This window comes from Pseudomonas sp. 13B_3.2_Bac1 (assembly GCF_025466205.1).
GTDB lineage: Bacteria > Pseudomonadota > Gammaproteobacteria > Pseudomonadales > Pseudomonadaceae > Aquipseudomonas > Aquipseudomonas fluorescens_H.
Genome location: NZ_JANLOG010000010.1, coordinates 1 through 22,813 on the forward strand (window position 1 = coordinate 1; position 22,813 = coordinate 22,813).

29 protein-coding genes are annotated in these 22,813 nt (G+C 59.7%); 12 read left to right on the forward strand and 17 right to left on the reverse strand.

Going from position 1 to position 22,813, the window contains the following annotated elements:
- Positions 1–62 precede the first annotated feature (62 nt).
- Positions 63–833, reverse strand: a complete 771-nt coding sequence (tam, locus tag NTD85_RS01520; protein WP_262141252.1) for a trans-aconitate 2-methyltransferase — start codon at positions 831–833, stop codon at positions 63–65.
- A gap of 373 nt (positions 834–1,206) precedes the next feature.
- On the opposite strand from tam, the gene NTD85_RS01525 reads away from it, so the two are divergent.
- The 3 genes from NTD85_RS01525 (at position 1,207) to NTD85_RS01535 (ending at position 2,905) form a co-directional block, all read left to right on the forward strand.
- On the forward strand, positions 1,207–1,710 hold the full coding sequence (locus NTD85_RS01525; protein ID WP_008076892.1) for an inclusion body family protein: 504 nt from the start codon (positions 1,207–1,209) through the stop codon (positions 1,708–1,710).
- A gap of 124 nt (positions 1,711–1,834) precedes the next feature.
- The gene (locus NTD85_RS01530; protein ID WP_262141253.1) at positions 1,835–2,374 is read left to right on the forward strand and encodes an inclusion body family protein; all 540 of its coding nucleotides are present in this window, start codon (positions 1,835–1,837) and stop codon (positions 2,372–2,374) included.
- Between the two features lie 120 nt (positions 2,375–2,494).
- Positions 2,495–2,905 (forward strand): low affinity iron permease family protein, encoded by a 411-nt coding sequence (locus tag NTD85_RS01535; protein WP_003222503.1) that lies wholly within the window; start codon positions 2,495–2,497, stop codon positions 2,903–2,905.
- A gap of 99 nt (positions 2,906–3,004) precedes the next feature.
- On the opposite strand, the gene NTD85_RS01540 is transcribed toward NTD85_RS01535, so the two are convergent.
- The 6 genes from NTD85_RS01540 to NTD85_RS01565 all read right to left on the reverse strand — a co-directional run bounded on the left by NTD85_RS01540 (position 3,005) and on the right by NTD85_RS01565 (position 7,126).
- Positions 3,005–3,508: a DUF4142 domain-containing protein gene (locus NTD85_RS01540; protein WP_003222501.1), complete on the reverse strand. Its 504-nt coding sequence runs from the start codon at positions 3,506–3,508 to the stop codon at positions 3,005–3,007.
- 75 nt (positions 3,509–3,583) lie between these two features.
- On the reverse strand, positions 3,584–3,742 hold the full coding sequence (locus NTD85_RS01545) for a KGG domain-containing protein (protein WP_003222499.1): 159 nt from the start codon (positions 3,740–3,742) through the stop codon (positions 3,584–3,586).
- 118 nt (positions 3,743–3,860) lie between these two features.
- Positions 3,861–5,210 carry a sensor domain-containing diguanylate cyclase gene (locus NTD85_RS01550; RefSeq protein WP_262141254.1) on the reverse strand — a complete coding sequence of 450 codons (1,350 nt, stop codon included), beginning with the start codon at positions 5,208–5,210 and terminating at the stop codon, positions 3,861–3,863.
- A gap of 79 nt (positions 5,211–5,289) precedes the next feature.
- Entirely contained in the window at positions 5,290–5,928 is a 639-nt protein-coding gene (locus tag NTD85_RS01555; protein ID WP_103485687.1) for a LysE family translocator, read from the reverse strand.
- A gap of 60 nt (positions 5,929–5,988) precedes the next feature.
- A complete protein-coding gene (gene fos / locus NTD85_RS01560) occupies positions 5,989–6,405 on the reverse strand; it encodes a fosfomycin resistance glutathione transferase (protein ID WP_262141255.1) in 417 nt (138 codons plus the stop codon).
- Positions 6,406–6,409: 4 nt separating this feature from the next.
- Positions 6,410–7,126: a hypothetical protein gene (locus NTD85_RS01565; protein WP_262141256.1), complete on the reverse strand. Its 717-nt coding sequence runs from the start codon at positions 7,124–7,126 to the stop codon at positions 6,410–6,412.
- A gap of 107 nt (positions 7,127–7,233) precedes the next feature.
- Between NTD85_RS01565 and NTD85_RS01570 the strand changes: the two genes are divergently transcribed.
- Together NTD85_RS01570 and NTD85_RS01575 are read left to right on the forward strand one after the other, a co-directional pair.
- Positions 7,234–7,473, forward strand: coding sequence for a CopG family ribbon-helix-helix protein (locus tag NTD85_RS01570; RefSeq protein WP_103485684.1), 240 nt, complete (start codon positions 7,234–7,236; stop codon positions 7,471–7,473).
- Positions 7,463–7,747, forward strand: a complete 285-nt coding sequence (locus NTD85_RS01575; RefSeq protein WP_103485683.1) for a type II toxin-antitoxin system RelE/ParE family toxin — start codon at positions 7,463–7,465, stop codon at positions 7,745–7,747. Before NTD85_RS01570 ends, NTD85_RS01575 begins: the two co-directional genes overlap by 11 nt.
- A 7-nt stretch (positions 7,748–7,754) precedes the next feature.
- Here the strand turns inward: NTD85_RS01575 and NTD85_RS01580 are convergent, their stop codons facing one another.
- Positions 7,755–8,678: a LysR family transcriptional regulator gene (locus NTD85_RS01580; protein WP_262141257.1), complete on the reverse strand. Its 924-nt coding sequence runs from the start codon at positions 8,676–8,678 to the stop codon at positions 7,755–7,757.
- Positions 8,679–8,755: 77 nt separating this feature from the next.
- Between NTD85_RS01580 and NTD85_RS01585 the strand changes: the two genes are divergently transcribed.
- From NTD85_RS01585 to NTD85_RS01595, 3 genes are all read left to right on the forward strand, one after another.
- Positions 8,756–9,244: a DMT family transporter gene (locus NTD85_RS01585; protein ID WP_262141258.1), complete on the forward strand. Its 489-nt coding sequence runs from the start codon at positions 8,756–8,758 to the stop codon at positions 9,242–9,244.
- Positions 9,245–9,415: 171 nt separating this feature from the next.
- Positions 9,416–10,651 (forward strand): aminotransferase class I/II-fold pyridoxal phosphate-dependent enzyme, encoded by a 1,236-nt coding sequence (locus NTD85_RS01590; protein WP_003222486.1) that lies wholly within the window; start codon positions 9,416–9,418, stop codon positions 10,649–10,651.
- 14 nt (positions 10,652–10,665) lie between these two features.
- Positions 10,666–11,832 (forward strand): MFS transporter, encoded by a 1,167-nt coding sequence (locus tag NTD85_RS01595; protein ID WP_262141259.1) that lies wholly within the window; start codon positions 10,666–10,668, stop codon positions 11,830–11,832.
- On the opposite strand, the gene yiaY is transcribed toward NTD85_RS01595, so the two are convergent.
- Entirely contained in the window at positions 11,829–12,977 is a 1,149-nt protein-coding gene (yiaY, locus tag NTD85_RS01600) for an L-threonine dehydrogenase (RefSeq protein ID WP_262141260.1), read from the reverse strand. The two genes, NTD85_RS01595 and yiaY, sit on opposite strands and share 4 nt — an antisense overlap.
- Positions 12,978–13,130: 153 nt before the next feature.
- Between yiaY and NTD85_RS01605 the strand changes: the two genes are divergently transcribed.
- Complete coding sequence (locus tag NTD85_RS01605; protein ID WP_262141261.1) at positions 13,131–14,156, forward strand: DUF4917 family protein; 1,026 nt, start codon at positions 13,131–13,133, stop codon at positions 14,154–14,156.
- 97 nt (positions 14,157–14,253) lie between these two features.
- Here NTD85_RS01605 and NTD85_RS01610 read toward each other — a convergent pair whose 3' ends face one another.
- On the reverse strand, positions 14,254–14,796 hold the full coding sequence (locus NTD85_RS01610; RefSeq protein WP_003222480.1) for a helix-turn-helix domain-containing protein: 543 nt from the start codon (positions 14,794–14,796) through the stop codon (positions 14,254–14,256).
- A 106-nt stretch (positions 14,797–14,902) separates the two neighbouring features.
- Between NTD85_RS01610 and NTD85_RS01615 the strand changes: the two genes are divergently transcribed.
- Complete coding sequence (locus tag NTD85_RS01615; protein WP_262141262.1) at positions 14,903–15,685, forward strand: aldolase; 783 nt, start codon at positions 14,903–14,905, stop codon at positions 15,683–15,685.
- A 25-nt stretch (positions 15,686–15,710) separates the two neighbouring features.
- The gene (locus tag NTD85_RS01620; RefSeq protein ID WP_262141263.1) at positions 15,711–16,592 is read left to right on the forward strand and encodes a dihydrodipicolinate synthase family protein; all 882 of its coding nucleotides are present in this window, start codon (positions 15,711–15,713) and stop codon (positions 16,590–16,592) included.
- Between the two features lie 52 nt (positions 16,593–16,644).
- Here NTD85_RS01620 and NTD85_RS01625 read toward each other — a convergent pair whose 3' ends face one another.
- The 5 genes from NTD85_RS01625 to NTD85_RS01645 all read right to left on the reverse strand — a co-directional run bounded on the left by NTD85_RS01625 (position 16,645) and on the right by NTD85_RS01645 (position 19,386).
- Complete coding sequence (locus NTD85_RS01625) at positions 16,645–17,166, reverse strand: hypothetical protein (protein ID WP_262141264.1); 522 nt, start codon at positions 17,164–17,166, stop codon at positions 16,645–16,647.
- Entirely contained in the window at positions 17,166–17,810 is a 645-nt protein-coding gene (locus tag NTD85_RS01630; RefSeq protein WP_045122715.1) for a hypothetical protein, read from the reverse strand. Before NTD85_RS01630 ends, NTD85_RS01625 begins: the two co-directional genes overlap by 1 nt.
- A 153-nt stretch (positions 17,811–17,963) precedes the next feature.
- Complete coding sequence (locus NTD85_RS01635; protein WP_003222469.1) at positions 17,964–18,308, reverse strand: YegP family protein; 345 nt, start codon at positions 18,306–18,308, stop codon at positions 17,964–17,966.
- A gap of 177 nt (positions 18,309–18,485) precedes the next feature.
- Positions 18,486–18,791: a ribbon-helix-helix domain-containing protein gene (locus NTD85_RS01640; protein ID WP_003222468.1), complete on the reverse strand. Its 306-nt coding sequence runs from the start codon at positions 18,789–18,791 to the stop codon at positions 18,486–18,488.
- Between the two features lie 13 nt (positions 18,792–18,804).
- On the reverse strand, positions 18,805–19,386 hold the full coding sequence (locus NTD85_RS01645; protein WP_003222466.1) for a DJ-1/PfpI family protein: 582 nt from the start codon (positions 19,384–19,386) through the stop codon (positions 18,805–18,807).
- A gap of 329 nt (positions 19,387–19,715) precedes the next feature.
- Between NTD85_RS01645 and NTD85_RS01650 the strand changes: the two genes are divergently transcribed.
- The gene (locus NTD85_RS01650; RefSeq protein WP_086792057.1) at positions 19,716–20,621 is read left to right on the forward strand and encodes a DMT family transporter; all 906 of its coding nucleotides are present in this window, start codon (positions 19,716–19,718) and stop codon (positions 20,619–20,621) included.
- 65 nt (positions 20,622–20,686) lie between these two features.
- On the opposite strand, the gene NTD85_RS01655 is transcribed toward NTD85_RS01650, so the two are convergent.
- Positions 20,687–21,913, reverse strand: a complete 1,227-nt coding sequence (locus tag NTD85_RS01655) for a class I SAM-dependent methyltransferase (RefSeq protein WP_262141266.1) — start codon at positions 21,911–21,913, stop codon at positions 20,687–20,689.
- Between the two features lie 269 nt (positions 21,914–22,182).
- Positions 22,183–22,800: a TPM domain-containing protein gene (locus tag NTD85_RS01660; protein ID WP_103485673.1), complete on the reverse strand. Its 618-nt coding sequence runs from the start codon at positions 22,798–22,800 to the stop codon at positions 22,183–22,185.
- Positions 22,801–22,813: the final 13 nt, after the last annotated feature.

Here is a 22,813-nt window from a genome sequence, read left to right on the forward strand (position 1 = left end):
CCCGCCCCCCCCCCCCCCCCCCCCCCCCCCCCCCCCCCTCGCCACAGAATTGTTGTTTGCCTTTAGCGAGTCGCGACGATAAATAGCCGTGGAAACGGCAACAGCACCGAACCATCAGGCAACGCCGGATACGCCTCGGCAACGGCCGCCAGATACTGCTGCAGATACTGCGTCCGCTCCTCTTCGCTCAGCGGGCTCAGAAACGGAATCAAGCCACTGCCCTTGAACCACTCCACGATCCCCGCCGCTCCACCGGATAACTGATGGTGATAGGTGGTGCGCCACACATCGACCCGCGAGCAGTGCGGACGCAACATCGAGAAGTACTCGCTGGCGCTGGCCATGTCGGTGCGCTGTCCGGCGGCGCCTGCCAGTTTCGCGGACCACGGGCCGTTGGCGGCAACTTCGCGCATCAGTCGATGGGAAGGTTCGTTGAGGTTGTCCGGCATCTGGATCGCCAGACTGCCACCGTCCGACAGCTTACCCACCAGCGCCGGCAGCAACGTCGCGTGATCCGGTACCCACTGCAATACTGCGTTGGCGAAAATCACATCGAACGGGCCTTGATCCGCCCAACTATCGATTTCTGCGACCTCGAACTGCAACTGCGGCAGGCGCTTGCGCGCGGCGTTGACCATGTCCGGCGAACTGTCGAGGCCCCTGACCTGGGCCTGCTCAAAACGCGGCACCAGCAGCTCGGTGGAGTTACCCGGGCCGCAACCGATATCGACCACCGATCGCGCCTGAACCGTGGGGATCGCCGCCAGCAGATCACGGGCCGGGCGGGTGCGTTCATCTTCGAAAGCGACGTATTGTCTGGCGGACCAACTCATTGCGTTCTCCTGTCGGGACACTTCAGCGGTTCGTCACAATACAGGCAGCCATGCGAGCAGTTCCAGAGCGACTGATTGCAAACGATGTCAGCGGGCGGGCTGCTTATCGCCAATTGGGCGATTCTTATGCAATCAACGACCGTCCGTCGAACCATTAACACGCATTTTTGACAGCTAAAAAATCAAACCTATAGTCAATTTGCGGCAGTCGGAAGGAACCCGACTCATCTGATTTCGTGCAAGGAGCACGGCCTGCGCGTCTCTCATGACCGATGGGTTCCCCCAGTAGTGTGCTCGCAAAAGCCATACGGCAAGCAAGCGTCGTCGTGCCTGGATTGCAGTCCGACGTTCACTATGAAAAAGGAGCCTCACCATGTCTCGAGTTACGGATATTCTGGTTTCCATCGACACCGAAACCATTTTGAAAAAGTATCCAAACATCAGCAAGGATCCGAAGAATCCCACGCTGATCGACTGGCATCATGTGTATATGGTCACCAACCAGGACAATGTCGTCAGTGGCCAGGCCGGTGGTGAACTGGACCTCAAGGCGCAAGTCGGCGACCTGATCCGCTGGCGTGAAACCAGCCTGTCGCAGAGCTTCGAACAAGCGGTAATTTTCTACAAGTTCATCGGCAACGCGGGGGCCGACCTGATCTCCCCACCCTCACCGCGCAAGGCCACGGCGTGCGTTGCAGTGCCAAACCGGGAAAATCCATCTGTGCCGAGCTGCCAGAAAGTCGACAACCATTACTGGTCATCCGAGACCCTGGATTGCGGCCGCGTGACCTATCACTTCCACTTCCTGATCGTCGACCGCAACTGCCAGATCATCGGCTGCTGCTCGTGGGACCCGTTCATCTCAATCCACAACTGACCCTGTAACGAGCCCCTTGGCAACGAGGGGCTCCACCGATCCGATGCAGCCCGGCGGAATCAGGATGTCTTGCCTTGACCGATGCGGCCGCCAGTGTTTAGCGACGTCATGAAAGGAATCCATGATGACTTCCGAACCGATCACCTCCCCTTTTTCCACCGTCGACAACGCGCAGAATGTATTGCTGATCGTCGATGCCGAATCTCTGCTTGCGCACTATCCAACACCCAGCCAGGACCCCGCCAACCCTACCGACATTGCCGATGGATTTATCTTTTTCGCCACGGGTAATAACTCAAAAGAAATAGTTACAAATGACAGCACTACCAAAGTCTTAGTCGTGATGGACCGTGATGTTCACTTTCGCGTCAGAAGCGTCAGCCTGATCGCCGAGCACAGCGTGGTGGCCTGTCGCATGACCGTCGATGACAGCGGCTTTCTTACTGTACCCAAACTGGAAATCCACACCGGCCTTACCGTCCCCGCGCCCAACCCCGAAACCCCCACCGTGCCGGGCAGCCGCAAGGCAGACGATCATTTTTGGGCCTGCACCCCGAAAACACCTGGCACTGTCCAGTGCGGATTAACGTTCATGCTGGTCAATCAGCAATGTGAAGTGGCGGGGTACTTTCAGTGGCAGGTGGGGGTCGAACTGACGTCCTGAGCCTACTCATGTATGAGCCGGTCGCGAGACCGGTTTTTCATGGACAGGCAACGAAAAACAGAATTTTCGCAACGCCCTCACTGTCTGAATTTCTAGCGTCTCCCAATAAGGAACACCGCAATGAAATTCGCAAAAATATCCCAGACCCTGGCCCTTTGGGCCGGTAGCCCCAAAACGTTCATGGGCGCATTGATCCTGATTTTTCTGTGGGGGCTGAGTGGGCCGATTTTTCATTTCAACGACACCTGGCAACTGATCATCAACACCTCGACTACCATCATCACCTTTCTGATGGTGTTCCTGATCCAGAACACGCAGAACCGCGATACGGACATCCTGCATCTGAAGCTCGATGAGTTGTTGCGGGTAAATAAGGAAGCGCAGAACGCGATGCTTGGCTTGGAATCGCTGGACCTCAAACAATTGGAGGCGCTGCGCAAGCATTACCGTAGCCTGGGGGAAAGCGAGGTGTTCAATCTCGATGGGCTGGGGGAGAAGAGCAAGCCGAAGCAGGATTTGAATGACTGCTGAGTAAAGTCAAAAAAGCAAAAGATCGCAGCCTGCGGCAGCTCCTACATGGAATGGTGCAGGAGCTGCCGCAGGCTGCGATCTTTTGACATGTAATCGGGATCAGCGGCTGGCTTGCAGCGCTCGCGCCATTTCCAGATGGTTTTGCAGTTTTGGCAACGTCTCGTCGGCAAATGCCTTGATTTCCGGAACGTCGGTTGACTGCGCTTCCTGCTGGATCTGCTGAATAGCTTCTTCGGTCGCTTTCACCTGGCTCGCGGCGTAGGCCTGATCGAAGGTTTCACCGTCTTTCACCTGGGGGATCATGGTTTTGGCCTTGTCGGCAATTTCTTCACGAGGTGCGACGGGCAGGTCTAGCTTTTTCGCGATCTTTGCCAGATGCTGGTTGGCCGTGGTGCGGTCATTGATCACGACGATGGTGTAATCCTTGACCTCTTTGGAGTCGGATTTCTGGTGCGCCAGACGACTGGCTTCGATGTCGGCCATGCCTTTGGCGGACGCATCGTTGATGAAGTCGGCAGGCGACTGGGCGAATGCACTGCCAGCGAACAAGCCCAACAGCGTGGCAAAACTGAAACGACGTATCTGGGTGGCCATCCGGCTCATGGTCGCGCCCTCCTATCTCTGCAAATTCAAGCGGGGGCTTGCGCCCCCGCCTCTCAATCAAAACTACCTCACCGACTACTTCGACTTCTGAGCTGGCTTGCGGCCCATTTCGGTTTTCGCAGGCTCTTTGTCGACTGTCGTGGTGGTGGTTTTCCCACCTTTGCGACCGGCTTCAGAGGCCTTGGTTCGATCGTTGGCGAAGTTTCCCGAGTTCGAGTTTCTTGAATTAGGCATGATTCTCTTCCTCTTGGTGTTGATCGTTGGCGAGCAGGTGCCCGCCTAGATTGAGAATTGCCGGACCGATAAAGGTTTAGAAAAGTTGCCCGCGCCGCGACGAACGGCGTGCACTGTTTCAGGTATCCACTACCCGGTGATTGAGGCGTTTGGCGGCGTACATCGCCTGGTCGGCGTGCCGGAACAGTTGTTGCTCTTCGCGGCCATGTTCGGGATAACGGGCCACACCGATGCTCGGCTCGATGCACAGGTTGTGACCGTCCAGGCGCATGGGCTGCATCAGCACCTGTCGGATTTTTGCGGCCACGCTGTCGGCGTCTTCAGCGGCATGAACACTGTGCAACAGCACCACGAACTCGTCGCCACCAATGCGCGCCACGGTATCGGTATCGCGTACGCAGCCCTTGAGCCGACTCGCCACCGTTTGCAACAGCATGTCGCCGACCGCATGGCCAAAGGTGTCGTTGACCTGCTTGAAGCGATCCAGATCAACGTACAGCAGCGCCATGTTTCCCGACGCTTCGCGGGCACCGGCCAGCGCAGCCTTGAGGCGGTCTTTGAGCAATCCTCGATTGGGCAACTGAGTCAATTGATCGTACTGCGCCATGCGCTTGAGCCGCGCGTGCAGTTGCTGGCGCTCGATGGCGGTCGCGACCTGGGCGCAGACGTATTGCAGCAGTTCCTTGTCCTGTTCGGTGTAACGCTCGCCACCCGGCAGGCTTTTGACGATCAGCGCACCGATGGTGCCGTTCTTCGAATTCAGCGGCACACCGAGCCAGCACGGTGAATCCTGCCCCGCCACCAGCGCCGCGAAGTCGGGTGGGGCGTCGGGACTGTCCGGCGTCAGCAGAATCGGCTGACCGCTGCGGATAACCTCCGCACACAGGCGCCCGGTGACGGTGCCCGGTTGCTCGGGCTGCAATTCGTGATCGTCGACGTGATAGGGAAAATTCAGCTGCGCACAGTGCTCGTCGTACAGCGCCACGGAGAAATTCAGCGCCGGCAACCACTCGCCGATGATCAGGTGAATGCGCTTGAACAGCGCCAGCAAGTCTTCGGCGACATGCGCCGCTTCGGAAATCGCATACAACGCCGCCTGACGTGACTCGGCCTGCTTGCGCTCAGTGATGTCGCGGGCCACGGCGATGCGCAGTTGATCGACCTGCGACCAGCGCGCCGACCAGAGGATGTTGACGATGCGGCCATCCTTGCGCACGTAACGGTTTTCAAAATTGTGTTTGGGTTCGCCGCCCATGATGTCGCGGGCGGCGGCGAGGGTGCGCTGGCGGTCTGCAGGATGCACCAGTTCGATCATCGGCCGACCGATCAACTCGTCAGGCGTATAGCCGAAAATGCGCTCGCAGGCGGCGCTGACAAAAACGAAACGGCCCTGCGTGTCCACCGCACAGACGGCATCGAGCAACAGGTCCATATAACTCGCCAGCGGCGCGGAATTTCGGCTTTCCATGGTTCAGCGTGGGTGTCCGGACAATGCAGCACTGTTCAACCATCCCTGACCCTTTGTTCACGCATCCCTGCACACAACTTCAAGCCTTGTTCGGCAGCAATCCCGGTAGTGCGTGCACCAGTGCGTTTATGGCAAAACCGATGAACATCACGCCACACAAACGCGTGATCATCAGCTCGTGGCGCTGATACAGCGTGCGCACCCGTCGGGCGCCGACCACGCCGATCAGAATAGCGTAGGCCAGCAAACCGCCGAGGAAACTCAGGGCGATCAGCGCCGGCAGCATCGACCAGTTGAGCAGTTCGGCACGGCTCGACAGCAGCGCGGTAAACGTCGCCACAGCCACCGGATACGCCTTGGGATTGGTCAGGCCAAACAGGATGCCGTGCCAGAACGGCTGACGCGCTGCGCCCTGGGGCTGATCATCGCTGCGCCGTTTGGCCCGCACTGCGCGCCAGCCGAGCCAGAACAGGTACAAACCGCTGAGCACACCCAGCACATCGAACGCGGTGCTGCCGATTTCGCGGGCACCGACGATGGCGATCAGCGCGGTACTGCACCACACCACATCACCGAGCAGGTGCCCGCAGAGAAACCCCGCCCCGGCCCGCCGCCCATGCGCCGCGCCAATGCCGAACACGGCCAGCACGCCCGGCCCAGGCGTGATGCCGTAAATGAAACCCGAGGCCAGAACGGCCATTAGCAGCGATGGAGTCATGAAAAACCTGCTGGCGCCAGTACAAATGATGGCCAGTCTATATCAGCCCGCAACGCCAGATCACGACGCGTCGTAAAAACGCATGCCCGCGTACGGTTTGTGCCGACAGGCTGCCAGTCGCGACGCGAGATCGCCGACGTGAGCCTCGAGCTTGTGGCCATCAGGGTCGAGAAAGTAGAACGACGCGCCTTCACTGCGGTTGTCGCGCCATTCCCTCACATTCGCCGCTTTTAGCGTCTGCACAAACAACGGAAAATCTGTCTCGGCGAGGCTGAACGCGTAATGGGTGTAGTCGACGGACGGCTCGGTGGGGCGCTGCGCATCCAGCGACAGACACAACCACAGCCCCGGCAGCGACAGGTAGGCACCGGCGTCCCATGTGGCTTCGACGCGCAGACTCAGCACATCGCGGTAGAACGCCAGGCTGCGGGGCAAATCACTGACGGCGAGGGTCAGGTGGTTGAGGCCGGTGAGCATGGGGTCAGTAACCTCTGAGGTCTTCAGGAACGTTGTACTGCTGACCATCGTACGTCAGGGTGATCTGCTTTTTCTTCAGCTCGGTGGTGTTCGATACGCACTGATTGCCGGACTTGGTGTTTTTCATTTTGCTGCCGCTGGTGGTGACGATCAGATCGGCGAAACCATTGTGGCTCGTTGGAGCGATCTCGAGCGTCCGGCGGATTTTTTTGCTGTAGCCCTCGCAGTCATTCACGAACTCACCGTTGTCCTTGAAGACCACCAGCCCTTCGAGCACTGGACGCAATTCATCACCCTCGCGCACATACAGCGCCAGATCGGTTTTCTCGTAGGGAATGGCATGGGAACTGTGGACGAACTTGGCTCGCAGCCCAAAAGCGCGGATATCCGGCGTCAGTCGATAGCGCGCCGTGTCGATGCGCACATCATCCAGGCGCACGGCATCAGAGTTGTAGGCGCCCGGTTTACGGTAGGTGGCGATGGGTTTGGCATTGCTCGCATTGAGCAGCGCCAGATCCAGATCGAACGCCCCGGCATCGTCGCCGCCAGAATCGGCCAGATAAGTGGACTTGACCGAGATCGCCTGACTCGGAAACGCCGGCCAGACATTGCAGCGCGACATGGATTTGCCGTCGAAACTCTTGGTGGTGCAGGAGGCTTGGGCGTGGGGGGTGATGGCCAGGAATGCAAAAGCCAGGATGAAGGTGTTTCTGCAGGTCATTTTTCTTCCTTGATAAAGTCTTGTGCGCAACCGTTAGACGAATGGCGGGCCGTGGCAAGTATGACGCTGTAGTATGTTGCACTACAAACCACTACACCGAGACCACCATGTCCGTCATGTCTTTGCGGCTTCCCGACGAAATTGCAGATACGCTGGCTAACCTCGCCAAAGCGACCGGGCGCAGCAAGTCCTATCTGGCAGTCGATGCATTGCGCGAGTACCTGGCTCGTGAAGCCTGGCAAATTGAAGAAATCCAAAAAGCGCTGAACGAAGCCGATGCCGGTGATTTTGCTTCTGCCGATGATGTCAGGGCGATCGCTAACAAATGGAATGCCAATGCGCGTTGAGTGGCTGCGTACTGCACTAAAGAATCTCGATGACGAAGCCGCCTACATCGCGATTGAAAATCCGCAGGCGGCCTCTGAGTTTGTTCAAGCCATTCTCGACTGCGTCGATCAGCTTGCCCGCTTTCCCGCCTCCGGGCGCGAGGGACGTTTGCCCGGAACCAGAGAATGGGCACTCCCTGATCGCCCCTATCTGATTCCTTACCGCGTTCGTCAGGGCAGGCTTCAGGTTCTGCGCGTTTTTCATACTCGCAGGCTTCCTCCCCGCACTTGGTAGCACATTCTCAATCGCAGATCCCGGATCGATCTAACCCCTCCTCAATCCTGCGATTCAACCAGTTCAACGCCTGATCCCCACCCCGGCGCTTATGCCACGCTAGCACAAACGTGAACGGCGCGATCTCGAACGGTGGCGGCAGCACAATCAATTCCTGTTGATCAATCTCGCGCACGCTGCGTGACGACACCGTGAGAATCAAATCCGTACCGCTGATCAACTGTGGCGCGACGTTCCAGTGCGGCAGGCTGATGGCGACTCGGCGGCGTTCGCGCAATGAGGTCAGCGCCCGTTCGATTTCCGGGGTGCCGCTGCCGCGCATTTCCAGCAGAACATGCGGGCGCGACAGGTAGGTCGGCAAATCCAGTACGCCGTCGGCCGGCAAGCTGCGGCGATCCAGCAGGCAGACGTAGCGCTCTTCGAACAGCAGCGTGCTGCGCAATTCGTTGGGCATTTCCGGGAACACCCCGGCGGCCAGATCAATGTCGCCGTTGAGCACACCTTCGAGCATGCCTTCGCGGCTGGCGTGGCTGATTTGCAGGTCGATGCCCGGTGCCTCGCGACGCAAGGTGCGGATCAGATCGGGCAGGATGATGGCCGCGCCGTAGTCGGACATCGCCACACGAAAGGTCCGCCGCGCAGTGGCCGGATCGAAAGTGTTCGGCGCCAGCAACGATTGCACCTGAGCCAGTGCTTCAGCAAGCGGTGCGACCAGTTCGAGCGCCCGCGCCGTGGGCACCAGGGTCGAACCGGCGCGCACCAGCAGCGGATCGCCGAGCAAGTCGCGCAGACGCGCCAGCGCATGGCTGACTGCCGGTTGGCTGAGGTGCAACCGCTCGGCGGCGCGGGTGACGTGTTGCTCGCTGAGCAAGGCGTCGAGAACCACCAGCAGGTTGAGATCGATACGGCGCAGATCATTCATCTTGTGCATGTTCTGGATGACAAAACGGAATTTAAATCTGCGCGACGAATACTCTAGAGTCCAGCAAAACCTGTTGGAGAATGATCATGAGTACGTTGCAGTGGGTCGGTTTGTTGCTGCTGGCCGCGTTTGCCGGGGCGGTGGTGCCGTTTCAGAGTGCGATCAACAGTAATCTGGCCCGGGGACTGGGACATCCGCTGTGGGCGACCCTGGCCTCGTTACTGGTGAGTGTGTTGGTGCTGTTGCCAGTGATTCTGGCGTTGCGCCTGCCGCTGCCGTCGCTGGGGTTTATCAGCAAGGCGCCGTTGTGGATGTGGGCTGGCGGTGCGTTCGGCGTGTGCTTTGTGGCGCTGGCGGTGATGTTGCTGCCAAAACTCGGCGCGTCCGGGTTTGTTGCGCTGGCGTTGGCCGGGCAAGTGATTGCTTCGATGCTGCTCGATCACTTCGGGCTGTTTGGATTGCTGGAGAAACAGCTGACGTTGTCGCGGTTTTTGGGCGCGTTGCTGCTGATTGGCGGGGTGGTGTTGATTCAGTTTGGTGAGGCAACGAGCAGGAATCTGGCACCTGCCGGGTAGGACTCGGAGGTGCCCGACAGCCCATCAGGACATCGCCCTACAAGCAAATATCCAATAGCGTTCAATATTGCAGGACGTGTCTGATTCAAGCCCGAAGTCGCATTCCGTAAAGTCTGGCAATACACACAAATTGCAACGACCCGCGGATTGCTACGCTCAAGGGATGCCCTGATGAACCAGATGCAGCAAGCACCAAACCTTTATTCCAACTATCGAAAAGTCATCGCACTGGCAAACCAGGACTGGGAGAACGCCGAGCTCGGCAAAGTCGCCGGGCTCAATGTCGAAGTCATGGGTCCCAACCGCCTGCTCGACCAATATGGACGGGAGCTACAACATTTCTGTACCACGTCCTACCTTGGCCTTGATCATCACCCTGCCCTGCTCGAAGGTGCTATTGCCGCACTGCAGGAAACCGGCTCCATGCGCGTTGCCAACTCGAAAAATCGCTGCAAACTGGAGATTCTCGAAAAATACGAAACCGAGCTTTCGCAGCTGTTCGATGCTGTGTGCCTGACGACCTTGTCCTGCAGCGCTGCTAGTGCGGGGATCTTGCCGCTGCTGGCCAGCGGTGTATTGACCGATAATCGCCCGCCAGTAATGGTCTTTGACCGTCAGGCGCATTACTCGATGAATCATTTGAAAGCTGCCTGCGCCGACGAAACTCGTGTCATGACCTGTCCACACAACGACATGGATTTTCTGGAACAGATGTGCCAGCAATACGGCCGCGTGGCCTATGTTGGCGACGGCGCCTACAGCATGGGCGGCGTGACCAACATGGAAGGCCTGCTGTACCTCAAGGATCGTTACGGGCTGTTTCTTTATCTGGATGATTCCCACGCGTTGTCAGCCGTCGGCCATAACGGCGTCGGCCTGGTACGACCGAGAATCCAGACGCTGGAAGATGACTGCCTGATCGTTGCGTCGCTGGCCAAGTCATTTGGCGCCAGTGGTGGATTGGTGATGCTCGGTAACCTGCGCCAGAAAAAAATCATCCAGCGTTATGGCGGCCCGAGCAACTGGTCACAAAGTCTAAACTGTGCGGCAATCGGCGCCGGCCGAGCGTCGATCCGCCTGCATTACAGCGCCGAATTCGCCGCTCTACAGGCCAGCCTCCAAGCTAATATCCGCCTCTTCGACAGTTTGATCAGCACCGAGCAATGCCACAGCGCGATGGCGATCCGCTTGATCGATTGCGGCCAGGCGGATCTGGCCAACTGCATCGCCAGCGAACTGGCCGAGCAAGGCTTTTTCACCAGCGCGGTATTTTTTCCAGTGGTTGCCCAAGGTAAAGCGGCCATTCGGGTAACCTTGCGTGCTGATATGGAGCCGTCGCTGATCCGATATTTCTGCGAAGCAGTCAGCGAGTTGTTGCGCACGCATCGCGTCGATTTCGACATCTGAGCCAAGGACGACAGATGAACGCCAGCGCCACCCTTCTTATCACCTGCTGTACCGTGTTCCTCGCGCAGCTGGGCATGAGTATTTACCTGCCAGCGCTGCCGGAGATTGCCGGCCATCTGCACGCGGAGCCTGCACAAGTGGCGTGGGGCTTATCGATTTATCTGGTCGGCATGGCGCTGCCAATGCTGCTTTGGGGTTCACTGGCCCAGCGTATCGGACGCAAACCGGTGTTGCTCGCAGCGCTGGGCTTGTATGGCGTGACGAACCTGGGCTTGCCGCTGGGTTCGACGCTGGAGTCGTTCCTTTTACTGCGCCTGATTCAGGGCGTTGGCGCCAGCGGGATTTCGGTGATGGCAAGGGTGCTGATTCGCGACAGTTTTCGCGGCGACCTGCTGGCCAAGGCATTGTCGTGGATTTCGATTTCGTTCGTGGTGGCACTGGGTATCGGCCAGTACCTGGGGTCGATCATTCAGGTCGCGCTGGGCTGGCAGGCCATCTTCTACTTGCTCGGCATCACAGGCTTGCTGATGGCTCTGATCGTATCCCGGGTCAACTTCGCGACCTTGGAGGAGGTGCAAACAAACGCTTCGGCATGGAGGGTTTACCGGCGCATCCTGATCCATCGCGCGTTCCTGTTGCCGGCACTGGCCGGCGGTCTTGGCTACGGCGTCATCATCGCCTTCAACACGGCTGCACCGCTGATCCTGCAAGGGCCGTTCAATTGGTCCACGATGGATTACGGTCTGCTCGGCTGGCCGGTCAGTGCGGCGTACTTTCTCGGAGCGCTAGTGGTCAATCGCTGCGTTCTGCGCGCGGGTCAACACCGTTTGATGACGCTGGGCGTGGCGCTGGTGATGGCGGGCTGCGGCGTGATGCTACTGGGCAGTCTGATGGCCAACTCCATCGCGCTGCTGCTGTGGCTGCCCTACTGCGTGGCGGTATTCGGTCAGTCGCTGAACTATCCGATCAGCCTGTCCCGTGCCAACGATGGCGCACCGATTGCGGGAGCTTACGCGATGGCATTGAGCGGATTTATTCACCAACTGATAGCGGCGTTGATCGGCGCGATTGCCAGTCTTATTGCCAGCCCTTCGGCGTGGCCGCTAGCACTGTTGTGCAGTGTGCTTGCGTTCGGCGCGATGCTCTGTGTGAGATTCACGCCGACGCGTGTCAGCCCTTAAAACGCGTTACGGAAAATCTCCTCGATCTGCCGCTGATCCGCCGCCCGTGGATTGGTCAGGCCGCATGCATCTTTCAGCGCGTTGCTGGCGAGCACCGGGATGTCGCTGAGCTTGGCGCCGAGTTCACGCAGGCCGCCCGGGATCTCGACGTCCCTGGCCAAACAACGGATCGCGTTGATCGCCGCCTGGGCACCCTCTTCCGGGCTGAACCCACGAATATCCGCGCCCATGGCGTGGGCGACGTCAGTCAGGCGTTCGGCACAGATCAACGCATTGAAGGTCTGCACGTGCGGCAGCAACACGGCGTTGCACACGCCATGGGGCAAGTCGTAGAAACCGCCCAACTGGTGGGCCATCGCGTGCACGTAGCCGAGCGATGCGTTGTTGAACGCCATGCCGGCGAGGAACTGCGCGTAGGCCATGTTCTCCCGCGCCGTGAGATCGCTGCCGTCGCGCACGGCCAGGCGCAGGTTGTTGCTGATCAGGGTCATGGCCTTCAGTGCGCAGGCGTCGGTGATCGGGTTGGCGGCAGTTGAAACGTAGGCCTCGATGGCGTGGGTCAGCGCGTCCATGCCGGTGGCGGCGGTCAGGCTTTTCGGCATGGCGACCATCAGCGCCGGGTCGTTGACCGACAGCAGCGGCGTGACGTTGCGGTCGACGATGGCCATTTTCACGTGGCGCGATTCGTCGGTGATGATGCAGAAACGGGTCATCTCGCTGGCAGTGCCGGCGGTGGTGTTGATGGCGATCAGCGGCAACTGCGGCTTGCTCGATTGATCGACGCCTTCGTAGTCGCGGATCTGCCCACCGTTGGTCGCACACAGGGCGATACCCTTGGCGCAGTCATGGGGCGAACCGCCGCCGAGCGACACCACGAAATCGCAGCGACTGTCCTTGAGCAGCGCCAGTCCGGCCTCGACGTTGGCGATGCTCGGGTTCGGTTTGGCACCGTCGAAGATCACCGAGTCGATGTCCTGCATCGCCAGTTTCTCGGCGACCATGGCCGCCACACCGGCCTTGGCCAGCCCCGCGTCGGTGACGACCAGCGCCTTGCGAAAACCGTAGTTGCGGATCGCAAGCATGGCCTCGTCGAGGCATCCGTTGCCCATGATGTTTACGGCTGGAATGAAAAAGGTGCTGCTCATGCGCGTCTCCTGACTGGGGCCGAATCGACTGCTCCGATACGGCGGATGTGCACAGGATCGACCGATCGGTCACCACCGATGTTGATCTGGCTCAATGCCCGCTCGTGATAAAGTCGCCGCCCATCTGCCCTTTGTTTTGAGACTGCCCACGCAATGACCGATTTTCTGCAAGTCGATGCCACCCTCGAAGACTGGAGCGCCCTGCGCGCCACCGCCGACTTCAACGGTCTGCTGGTGGGCAATGGCGCCAGCCGCGCGGTGTGGGACGATTTCGGCTACGACTCGCTGTTCGAAAACGCGCGCACCGTGGAAGAGAAACCACTGAGTCCGTCGGAGCTGAGCGTGTTCGATGCGATGCAGACGCGCAGCTTCGAGCAGGTGCTCGGTGCACTGAAAACCACCAGCCGGGTCAACAAGGCGCTGGCGGTCAGCTCGGCCGCACCGCGCAATCGCTACTACGCGATCAAGGAAGCGCTGATCAACACCGTGCATGCGGTGCACATTCCATGGCGACTGGTGCAGGCCTCGACCCTGGCGACGCTCAACGAAGAACTGGCGCGTTATCGCACGGTGTTCACCACCAATTACGACCTGCTGAGCTACTGGGCGATTCAGCACCGCAGCGAGGCGATCGACGACCTGTTCAACGGCCCCGACGCCAGTTTTGATCTGAGCGAAAGCGCCAGCGCCAGCGCCAAACCGCGTCTGCTGTATCTGCACGGTGGTCTGCAACTGGTGCGCAATCAGGACGGCACCGCCCGCAAACTGACTTCGACCGAAGGCACCCTGCTCGGCAGTTTCGCGATCAACAACACGATCAAGACCCTCGACGACGTGCCGCTGTTCGTCAACGAAGGGCCGAGTGCGGACAAGCTGAAGACCATTCGCAGCTCGGATTATCTGTCGTTCTGCTATGAGCAGTTATTGGGCCACGCGCAGAACCTGTGCATCTTCGGGCATGCGCTTGGCGAGCAGGATGCTCACATCGTGAGGGCGCTGCGCCTGGCGAAACCGGCGAGCGTGGCCATCTCGATCTATCCGCGCAGTGCGGCGTTCATTCAGCACCAGAAGCGACATTACGCGAAGGTGTTCGAAGGGACCGGGGTTGAGTTGCGGTTTTTTGATGCGAAGACGCATGCGTTGGGCAATCCGAAGCTTTCGGTTCCCGTCGAAGTTTGATGTAACCGGACTGACGCCTTCGCGAGCAAGCTCGCTCCCACATTGGAACGCGAACTACTGTGGGAGCGAGCTTGCTCGCGAAGCTTTTGGGGCCAACTCATTCTTCCGAGCTGTGCACCACCACCAGCAACTGCGCCTGCACCTCGCCCACCGATCTGATCCGATGCGGTTTCTGCGCATTGAAATGCAGCGCATCGCCGCGCTCCAGCAGCACTCGCTCGTTCATGAAATCCACTTCCACCTGCCCTTCGTGGACGAACAGAAACTCTTCGCCCAAATGCTCCTTGAAGGTCTTGTCGGTGAACTCGCTCGGCGGGTAGATGATGAACGGCAGCAGGTTGCGCTCGCTGACCTGATGCGCCAGCACCGCATACCCCGGGCTCTGATCGTTGGCCGCCAGTGACTGGCGCTCGTGGCTGCGCACTAGGCTGTAGCTGTCGAGGCTCACGTTGTCTTCGGAGAACAATTCCTCGACCTTCACGTTCAGCGCCTTCGCCAGTTTCAGCGCGGCCGCAATCGACGGGGTGTTCAACCCGCGCTCGACTTTCGACAGATAACTCTTGGTCATGCCGGATTTTTCGGCCAGCGCCTCAAGCGTTACCCCAAGTTTTTTTCTCAATAATTTCAAACGGATAGACATGCGCAGCAGTTATTCCATCAAGGAAACGACGATTCATGCTTGCTTATGACACTTTGTGTCATATAGGCTCTTTAGTGTCATTTGCAATCACCCAAAGGACACAGACATGGCCAAGACATTAGCACTACCCAAAGCGCAACTGGTCAAGCAAGCGCTGACCCAGATGCAAAACACCCTGGCGGATAATACGTGGACTGACCGGCAAAAGCTGGCGCTGACCTGCCGGATCCTGTTCGAGAGCGGTCATGACTCCGGTCTGGCCGGACAGATCACCGCCCGTGGCCCGCAACCGGGGACCTATTACACTCAGCAACTGGGCCTGGGTTTCGATGAAATCACCGCGAGCAATCTGCTGCTGGTCAGCGAAGACCTGGAAGTGCTCGAAGGCCACGGCATGGCCAACCCGGCCAACCGTTTCCACAGCTGGGTCTACCGCGCCCGGCCGGACGTGAACTGCATCATCCACACCCATCCGACGCACATTGCCGCACTGTCGATGCTGGAAGTGCCGCTGCAGATTTCCCACATGGACCTGTGCCCGTTATACGAAGACTGTGCGTTTCTCGAAGGCTGGCCGGGCGTGCCGGTGGGTAACGAAGAAGGCGAACTGATTGCCGGTGCACTGGGCGACAAGCGTGCGATTCTGCTGTCGCACCACGGCCAGCTGTCGACCGGAAATACGATCGAAGAAGCGTGTGTCATCGCCCAGCTGATCGAGCGCGCCGCCAGACTTCAGTTGCTGGCAATGGCCGCTGGCACGATCAAGCCGATCATGCCGGCGCTGGGTCGCGAGGCCCATGACTGGGTGTCGAAACCCAAGCGCCACGCCGCCGCTTTCAACTACTACGCCCGGCAGAACCTGCGCCAGCACGCCGATTGCCTGAACTGATTTCAGCTTTTCAAGGAGACACCGCATGTCCAACATTCACGGCATCATCGGCTACACCATCACCCCGTTCGGCGCCAAGGGCGAAGGCCTGGATCTGCCCGCCCTCGGCCAATCGATCGATCGCCTGATCGACAGCGGCGTCCACGCCATCGCCCCGCTGGGCAGTACCGGCGAAGGCGCTTACCTGAGCGACGCCGAGTGGGATCAGGTCGCCGAGTTCAGCATCAAACACGTGGCCAAACGGGTGCCGACCATCGTCAGCGTGTCCGACCTGACCACCGCCAAAGCCGTGCGCCGCGCGCGCTTCGCCGAAGCGCATGGCGCCGACGTGGTGATGGTGCTGCCGGCCTCGTACTGGAAGCTCAGCGAGGCGGAAATCCTCGCCCACTACCGGGCCATCGGCGACAGCATCGGCGTGCCCATCATGCTCTACAACAACCCGGCCACCAGCGGCACCGACATGTCGGTCGAGCTGATTCTGCGCATCGTCAATGGCGTGGAAAACGTGACCATGGTCAAGGAGAGCACGGGCGACATTCAGCGCATGCACAAACTGCAATTGCTCGGTGAAGGCCAGGTGCCGTTCTACAACGGCTGCAATCCGCTGGCGCTGGAAGCGTTTGCCGCCGGGGCCAAGGGTTGGTGCACCGCCGCGCCGAACCTGATCCCGCAACTGAATCTGGATCTGTACGCGGCATCGCTGGCCGGCGATCTGGAGCGGGCACGTGAGGTGTTCTACCGCCAGTTGCCGCTGCTGGATTTCATCCTCAAGGGCGGCTTGCCGGCGACGATCAAGGCTGGATTGCGCGAGACGAGGCTGGAGGTCGGCGATCCCCGGTTGCCAGTGTTCCCGTTGAGTGACACCGGCAGACATCACCTCACAGCGCTGCTCGACGTTTTGCGCTGATGAAAAAAATCCCGCCCGGAACACTCCGGGCGAGATTTTTCCTGCCTGTCGGTCAAAGACTGGCGGCGTGCTTCATCGCTTCGCGGTGGAAGGGCTGATCCTTCAGGACCTGCGCAATGAACGTGTCAGTGATCAAGCGCACATGTTCGAACTGCCCGCCCGAGGCGTTGAAGGCGCCCCGCCAGGATTCAGTGTGATTGTGCACGGCATAGACACCCAGTATCTCCTTGCCATGGCTGAGACTGAACACCACTGTGCTGTCGAAGCTCACCGGTACCGGTACCAGGAACAGTGTGAAGGCACTCAGGAACAACTGAGGCTGAAGCGCGCCGACATCGCTGTTGGCGACTACCAGAACGTTGTAGCCATCCTCGCTTCGACCGGAGCGAACTTCGTCGAAAGTGCCGCGCCGACGCAGTTCGTCTCGCAACATCCAGCTCGGCAGACCGAGCACATTGACGTTGATCGCCGGCAGTTGCTGGCTGTAGTCGACGTCTGGGGCCTTGAGACTGTGGGTCGCCTGACAACCACCCAGCAACATGAGCAATCCCAGAAACAGAAGCTTGAGGCGCATTAGAGTTTTCCTGACAGCATGGCTTTATAGACAGAGGCGCTGGGGCCGTTTTCTTCGCGAATGAACGGCGTGGCAGTGTCCAGATTCGGCAGGTCCAGACGCTGCAATCCCGGTACTTGCGGGTATTTGGCACGAACCAGCGCCGCATCACGTTCAAGATGATCGCTGTGCAGGAACAGGCATGACAGCTGGAGACCGATCAGGCACCCGGCGCGAAAATCGCCGATGTAATAAGCCTTGCCCGCCTCGAGTTGCATGCCGATGGTGAAGTCTTCACGGCTCCACGTCACCGACTGCCCATGATCGAAACGCACGTTGTAGATCTCGTAACGACCGGGTTTGAGCGGCATCACAAACAACGTGCCGATGCCGTGATCGGTCTCGCGTACATCTCGCTCGGTTCGGGCGTAAAACTCGTTGTGCAGGCGTGCAGTGGCGAAATCATCGCTTCCACGCTTACGGATCATCAGCATTTGTTCCTTCGCTGAAAACCTCGTCTTGGGCCAGATGCCGACCACACCTACCACATAAGCCACGCCGGAGTCGGCGGTTGGCTTGAGTTCATCGTCAATGTGGGTCGGTGACATGCTATAGCAACCGCTCAGGCCGAGCAGCGCCGTCAGAACAGCGAAAAAGCGAATCATCAAAGGAAAAACTCTCGCGTAAACATTGAAAAACACACGAAAGAGTATTGAACGCCGCCCCTTCCATGGATTGGTCGCGAAGGATAAGCGATGTAGTGGCACATAGCCAGAATTCAGTCGCCATTGTTTTGGCGACTGAGTCGTCGAGTTATTTCAAAGCACCGGCAACGTCTTGTCCTTGATCACTTTGCTCGGCCCGTTGGCCTTGACGCTGGCGATACCTTTGGCGCACGCGGCGTCCGTGGAGTACGACTCGCTGCTGCCGATGATCTGATGGTTGGCGGCCTTGAGGTTGAAGTATGGGTGGCCATCCTTCGTCGATTTCTTCTCGTAGCGTTCATCCAGCGGGCTGTTGGTCTGCACCGAAGCAATGCCGTTGTCGACTGCCGCGCGAGTGGTGTAGAGCTCGCTGGTGAGAATGGTTTCAGCGTTGGCGGCCTTCAGCACAAACCTGAACTGGCCGTTGCTGCTTTTGCTCACTTCGTACCATCCGGACATGCTCGAATCTCCTTGGCGGTTGAGAGGTTTCGCGCCAGTGAGTAAAGACCAGCCCAGGATTTCTGTCGCCTGTAATGGCCTCTTCGCGAGCAAGCCCGCTCCCACAGTGGATCTCCACAGAGCACAGTCTCCACTGTGGGAGCGGGCTTGCTCGCGAAGGGGTCGACCCGCAGTGGGCTATTTCACAACTGCTCGCACCACCGACAACTGCGGCTCCGTCACCCGCCGCTGACTCAGATACCGCGTGCAGCTCACCCGCAGGAAAGAGGCAAAATTCACCACCTCCCCGCGATAATCCATCACTTCTTCATACAGCTTGGCGATCAACTGGTTAGTGGTCATGCCATCGACTTCGGCGATTTCGCTGAGGATGTCCCAGAACTGGTTTTCCAGACGCAATGTCGTCACCACGCCGCAGATGCGCAGCGAGCGCGAGCGGGATTCGTAGAGAATCGGGTCGGCCTTGACGTAGAGCTCGCACATCAGCGCATCCTCGTTACAGGGTGATTTTGGTGCCAAGCAGGCCGAGGAATCCGGACAGCCAGTTCGGATGCGCCGGCCACGCCGGAGCAGTCGCCAGATTGCCTTGAACGTGGCCGTCGGTCACCGGGATATCGATGAACGTGCCACCGGCCAGGCGTACTTCCGGCGCACAGGCCGGATAGGCGCTGCATTCGCGACCTTCCAGAACGCCCGCCGCCGCGAGCAACTGTGCGCCGTGGCACACAGCGGCAATCGGCTTGCCAGCCTTGTCGAATGCTCTTACCAGCGCCAGCACCTTTTCATTCAGGCGCAGGTATTCCGGCGCACGACCGCCGGGAATCAGCAGCGCGTCGTAATCGGCCTCGGCGACCTTGGCAAAGTCGAAGTTGAGGGCGAACAGGTGCCCCGGTTTTTCGCTGTAGGTCTGGTCGCCTTCGAAGTCATGGATCGCGGTGCGCACGGTGCTACCGGATGGCTTGTCCGGGCACACGGCGTGCACGGTGTGACCGACCATTTGCAGGGCCTGGAACGGCACCATCACTTCGTAGTCTTCGACGTAATCGCCGACCAGCATCAGGATTTTTTTCGCGGCCATGGGGAGGACTCCTCTGGGAAAGGGCTTGCAGGAGTATTCAAGGTAGACCTTATCCGTTCGGGCGGGTAACAACCGGCTACTACGCCTCCCCGCCTTTGTGGCGAGGGAGCTTGCTCCCGCTGGGGCGCGAAGCGTCCCCTCGCTTTCCGTGAGTAAAGAATGCATTCAGGTTTGGCGCCTGCTGCGCAGGCGAGCGGGAGCAAGCTCCCTCGCCACAGGACTTATTCCAACTGTATGGATAACTCTGTGCCTAGCTGTAACAGCCCGACCCGCCCGGTTTATGGCTAGATGAAGCCACCTCCCTGTCACCTTCAATTCTGGTCACTCACATGTCCTCGCGCGAAAACACCGGCATGGCCCTCGGCCTGCTCGGGGTTGTGATTTTCAGCCTGACCCTGCCCTTCACCCGGATCGTGGTGCAGGAACTGCATCCGCTGCTCAACGGCCTCGGCCGGGCGCTGTTCGCGGCGATTCCGGCGGCGGCGCTGTTGTTATGGCGGCGCGAGAAGTGGCCGAGCTGGCAGCAGATCAAAGGCCTGAGCCTGGTGATCGCCGGGGTGATTCTGGGCTTTCCGGTGCTGTCGGCGTGGGCCATGCAGACCTTGCCGGCGTCCCATGGCGCACTGGTCAACGGTTTGCAGCCGCTGTGCGTGGCGCTGTATGCCGCGTGGCTGTCCCATGAGCGTCCGTCAAAAGCCTTCTGGGCCTGCGCCGCACTGGGCAGTGCGCTGGTGCTCGGTTATGCGCTTTACACCGGTGCCGGGAGCATTCAGGCCGGTGACTTGCTGATGCTCGGCGCGATTGCCGTGGGCGGTCTGGGGTATGCCGAGGGTGGCCGGTTGGCCAAGGAAATGGGCGGCTGGCAGGTGATCTGCTGGGCGCTGGTGCTATCGACGCCGCTGCTGATCGGGCCGGTGCTGTACCTGGCGCTGCAGCATCAGGGCGCGGTGTCGGCCAAGACCTGGTGGGCCTTCGGCTACGTGGCGCTGTTTTCGCAGTTTCTCGGCTTCTTCGCCTGGTACGCCGGGTTGGCGATGGGCGGAATCGCGCGGGTCAGTCAGATCCAGTTGCTGCAGATCTTCTTCACCATCGCGTTTTCGGCGCTGTTCTTTGGTGAACATGTCGAGCCGATCACCTGGGTGTTTGCCTGCGGGGTGATCGCAACGGTGATGCTCGGGCGCAAGACCGCCATCAAACCCCATGTGGGAGCGAGCCTGCTCGCGAAGGGGCCATAACAGCCAGCAGCATCCTTGGCTGGCAGTCCGCCTTCGCGAGCAGGCTCGCTCCCACAAGGTCAAGGTCAGGCGAGAAAGCCGTCGGCGCGCAGCAGGGTTTCCAGACAGTGCTCGCTGATGTTGTAGAACGCCTTCAACTCAGCAATCTTCACCAGCAACTGAGCCGGGTCCGCCGGCTCGGCGCGTTTCACCGCGAGAATCATCTTGTTCTTGTTGGTGTGTTCCAGCGAGATGAACTCGAACACTTTGGTCTCGTAACCGCAGGCTTCGAGGAACAGCGCACGCAGGCTGTCAGTGACCATTTCCGCCTGTTGCCCCAGGTGCAGACCGTATTGCAGCATCGGCTTGAGCAACGCCGGGCTCTGGATCTGCAGGCGGATTTGTTTGTGGCAGCACGGCGAGCACATGATGATCGACGCGCCGGAACGGATGCCGGTGTGGATTGCGTAGTCGGTGGCGATGTCGCAGGCATGCAGGGCGATCATCACGTCCAGTTCGCTCGGCGCCACGCTGCGCACGTCACCGCACTTGAACACCAGCCCCGGGTGCTGCAGTTTCGCCGCGGCGGCGTTGCACAGGTTGACCATCTCGTCACGCAGCTCGACGCCAGTGACTTCGCCTTCGGCCTTGAGCGTGTTGCGCAGGTAATCGTGAATCGCGAACGTCAGGTAGCCCTTGCCCGAACCGAAGTCCGCGACCCGCACCGGTTTGTCCAGCGCCAGCGGTGACGAAGTCAGGGCGTGGCTGAAGACTTCGATGAACTTGTTGATCTGCTTCCACTTGCGCGACATCGCCGGGATCAGCTCGTGTTGCGCGTTGGTCACGCCCAGGTCCTTGAGGAACGGCCGGCTCAGGTCCAAAAAGCGGTTTTTCTCGCGGTTGTGCTCGGCGGACGGCGCCTCGCGCAATTGCTGAGGTTTGCTCTTGAACAGCGAAGGCTTGCCCTTTTTGCTGTATTCGAGCTGGGCCTCGTCGGTCACGGTCAGCAAATGCGCATTCTTGAACGCCGCCGGCAACAGCTCGGCAATCACCGCCACGCCTTCACTCAGCGGCAGGTTCTTGGTGATGTCGCGGGTCTTGTAGCGATAGACAAACGACAGGTTTGGCTGCGCCTTGACCGTCACCGCTTTGATGATGATCCGCTGCAGATCCGCCTCTTCACCCACGTACTTGGCCAGCACCAGTTTGATGAAGCCGTTGTGTTCGAGGCTGGTTTGCAGCAGCTCGATGAACTGGGCGTGGTGATCGGGCGCGGGTTTGGCAGACGGCGCGGATGGGGCGGTAACGGACATGAACAAGCGGCCTCGGGCGGGGCGAAACGGGAATGGCGGGTATTTTAGGGGGGATGGGGGTTGGGGACACGTTCTTATTTACCCAACGGCAAAAGAACCCAGTACACCGGGTCTTCTGTGGCGAGGGAGCTTGCTCCCGCTCGGCTGCGCAGCAGTCGTTAAAACAGGCGATTACTAACCAGACAAACCGCGTTTACCGGGTTCAGGGCCGCTTCGCGCCCCAGCGGGAGCAAGCTCCCTCGCCACAGGGGATGACTGCGGCCAGAGAATCAACCCAACACAATCAACCGATTGGGCAATTCATTCCTCACCTGCGTCACCGGCACATGCACCTTGAGCAACTCCCCACAGGCCTCGATGCAGGTCACGAACCCCTCAAGCGTGCGCCCCTGCCGCACTTGCTCGGTGAACGCGGCGACAATCGCGTCCCAGCTCTTGTTGTCCAGCCGCCGGGAAATCCCCTCGTCCACCAGAATCTCCACGTAACGTTCGGCCTCGCAGACAAAAATCAGCATGCCGGTGCTACCCACGGTGTGGTGCAGGTTCTGTTCGAGGAACTGGCGCCGCGCCAGGTTCGATGCGCGCCAGTGGCGCACACGGCGCGGGATCAGATGGGTGGTGACTTGCGGCAGACGAAACAGCAGGCACAGGACAATGAACAGCCCCCACTGCACCAGCAACAGGCTGTGCATGGTCAGCCAGCCGGTCAGGTAATGGACGATGCCCGGCACCAGCAACGCCAACAGGCTGGCCCACAGCAACGGGATGTACGCGTAGTCATCGGCGCGGGCCGCCAGCACGGTCACCAGTTCGGCGTCGGTGTCGCGCTCGACCCGGGCGATCGCCTCGGCGACTTTGCGTTGTTCGTGTTCGCTCAGTAATGCCATGTCGAAAAATGCC

What these genes read in the sequence shown, in the direction of transcription:
- tam (WP_262141252.1), bottom strand. Translation starts at nt 833, where the DNA reads ATGAGTTGGTCCGCCAGACAATACGTCGCTTTCGAAGATGAACGCACC.
- NTD85_RS01525 (WP_008076892.1), top strand. Translation starts at nt 1,207, where the DNA reads ATGTCTCGAGTTACGGATATTCTGGTTTCCATCGACACCGAAACCATT.
- NTD85_RS01530 (WP_262141253.1), top strand. Translation starts at nt 1,835, where the DNA reads ATGACTTCCGAACCGATCACCTCCCCTTTTTCCACCGTCGACAACGCG.
- NTD85_RS01535 (WP_003222503.1), top strand. Translation starts at nt 2,495, where the DNA reads ATGAAATTCGCAAAAATATCCCAGACCCTGGCCCTTTGGGCCGGTAGC.
- NTD85_RS01540 (WP_003222501.1), bottom strand. Translation starts at nt 3,508, where the DNA reads ATGAGCCGGATGGCCACCCAGATACGTCGTTTCAGTTTTGCCACGCTG.
- NTD85_RS01545 (WP_003222499.1), bottom strand. Translation starts at nt 3,742, where the DNA reads ATGCCTAATTCAAGAAACTCGAACTCGGGAAACTTCGCCAACGATCGA.
- NTD85_RS01550 (WP_262141254.1), bottom strand. Translation starts at nt 5,210, where the DNA reads ATGGAAAGCCGAAATTCCGCGCCGCTGGCGAGTTATATGGACCTGTTG.
- NTD85_RS01555 (WP_103485687.1), bottom strand. Translation starts at nt 5,928, where the DNA reads ATGACTCCATCGCTGCTAATGGCCGTTCTGGCCTCGGGTTTCATTTAC.
- fos (WP_262141255.1), bottom strand. Translation starts at nt 6,405, where the DNA reads ATGCTCACCGGCCTCAACCACCTGACCCTCGCCGTCAGTGATTTGCCC.
- NTD85_RS01565 (WP_262141256.1), bottom strand. Translation starts at nt 7,126, where the DNA reads ATGACCTGCAGAAACACCTTCATCCTGGCTTTTGCATTCCTGGCCATC.
- NTD85_RS01570 (WP_103485684.1), top strand. Translation starts at nt 7,234, where the DNA reads ATGTCCGTCATGTCTTTGCGGCTTCCCGACGAAATTGCAGATACGCTG.
- NTD85_RS01575 (WP_103485683.1), top strand. Translation starts at nt 7,463, where the DNA reads ATGCGCGTTGAGTGGCTGCGTACTGCACTAAAGAATCTCGATGACGAA.
- NTD85_RS01580 (WP_262141257.1), bottom strand. Translation starts at nt 8,678, where the DNA reads ATGCACAAGATGAATGATCTGCGCCGTATCGATCTCAACCTGCTGGTG.
- NTD85_RS01585 (WP_262141258.1), top strand. Translation starts at nt 8,756, where the DNA reads ATGAGTACGTTGCAGTGGGTCGGTTTGTTGCTGCTGGCCGCGTTTGCC.
- NTD85_RS01590 (WP_003222486.1), top strand. Translation starts at nt 9,416, where the DNA reads ATGAACCAGATGCAGCAAGCACCAAACCTTTATTCCAACTATCGAAAA.
- NTD85_RS01595 (WP_262141259.1), top strand. Translation starts at nt 10,666, where the DNA reads ATGAACGCCAGCGCCACCCTTCTTATCACCTGCTGTACCGTGTTCCTC.
- yiaY (WP_262141260.1), bottom strand. Translation starts at nt 12,977, where the DNA reads ATGAGCAGCACCTTTTTCATTCCAGCCGTAAACATCATGGGCAACGGA.
- NTD85_RS01605 (WP_262141261.1), top strand. Translation starts at nt 13,131, where the DNA reads ATGACCGATTTTCTGCAAGTCGATGCCACCCTCGAAGACTGGAGCGCC.
- NTD85_RS01610 (WP_003222480.1), bottom strand. Translation starts at nt 14,796, where the DNA reads ATGTCTATCCGTTTGAAATTATTGAGAAAAAAACTTGGGGTAACGCTT.
- NTD85_RS01615 (WP_262141262.1), top strand. Translation starts at nt 14,903, where the DNA reads ATGGCCAAGACATTAGCACTACCCAAAGCGCAACTGGTCAAGCAAGCG.
- NTD85_RS01620 (WP_262141263.1), top strand. Translation starts at nt 15,711, where the DNA reads ATGTCCAACATTCACGGCATCATCGGCTACACCATCACCCCGTTCGGC.
- NTD85_RS01625 (WP_262141264.1), bottom strand. Translation starts at nt 17,166, where the DNA reads ATGCGCCTCAAGCTTCTGTTTCTGGGATTGCTCATGTTGCTGGGTGGT.
- NTD85_RS01630 (WP_045122715.1), bottom strand. Translation starts at nt 17,810, where the DNA reads ATGATTCGCTTTTTCGCTGTTCTGACGGCGCTGCTCGGCCTGAGCGGT.
- NTD85_RS01635 (WP_003222469.1), bottom strand. Translation starts at nt 18,308, where the DNA reads ATGTCCGGATGGTACGAAGTGAGCAAAAGCAGCAACGGCCAGTTCAGG.
- NTD85_RS01640 (WP_003222468.1), bottom strand. Translation starts at nt 18,791, where the DNA reads ATGTGCGAGCTCTACGTCAAGGCCGACCCGATTCTCTACGAATCCCGC.
- NTD85_RS01645 (WP_003222466.1), bottom strand. Translation starts at nt 19,386, where the DNA reads ATGGCCGCGAAAAAAATCCTGATGCTGGTCGGCGATTACGTCGAAGAC.
- NTD85_RS01650 (WP_086792057.1), top strand. Translation starts at nt 19,716, where the DNA reads ATGTCCTCGCGCGAAAACACCGGCATGGCCCTCGGCCTGCTCGGGGTT.
- NTD85_RS01655 (WP_262141266.1), bottom strand. Translation starts at nt 21,913, where the DNA reads ATGTCCGTTACCGCCCCATCCGCGCCGTCTGCCAAACCCGCGCCCGAT.
- NTD85_RS01660 (WP_103485673.1), bottom strand. Translation starts at nt 22,800, where the DNA reads ATGGCATTACTGAGCGAACACGAACAACGCAAAGTCGCCGAGGCGATC.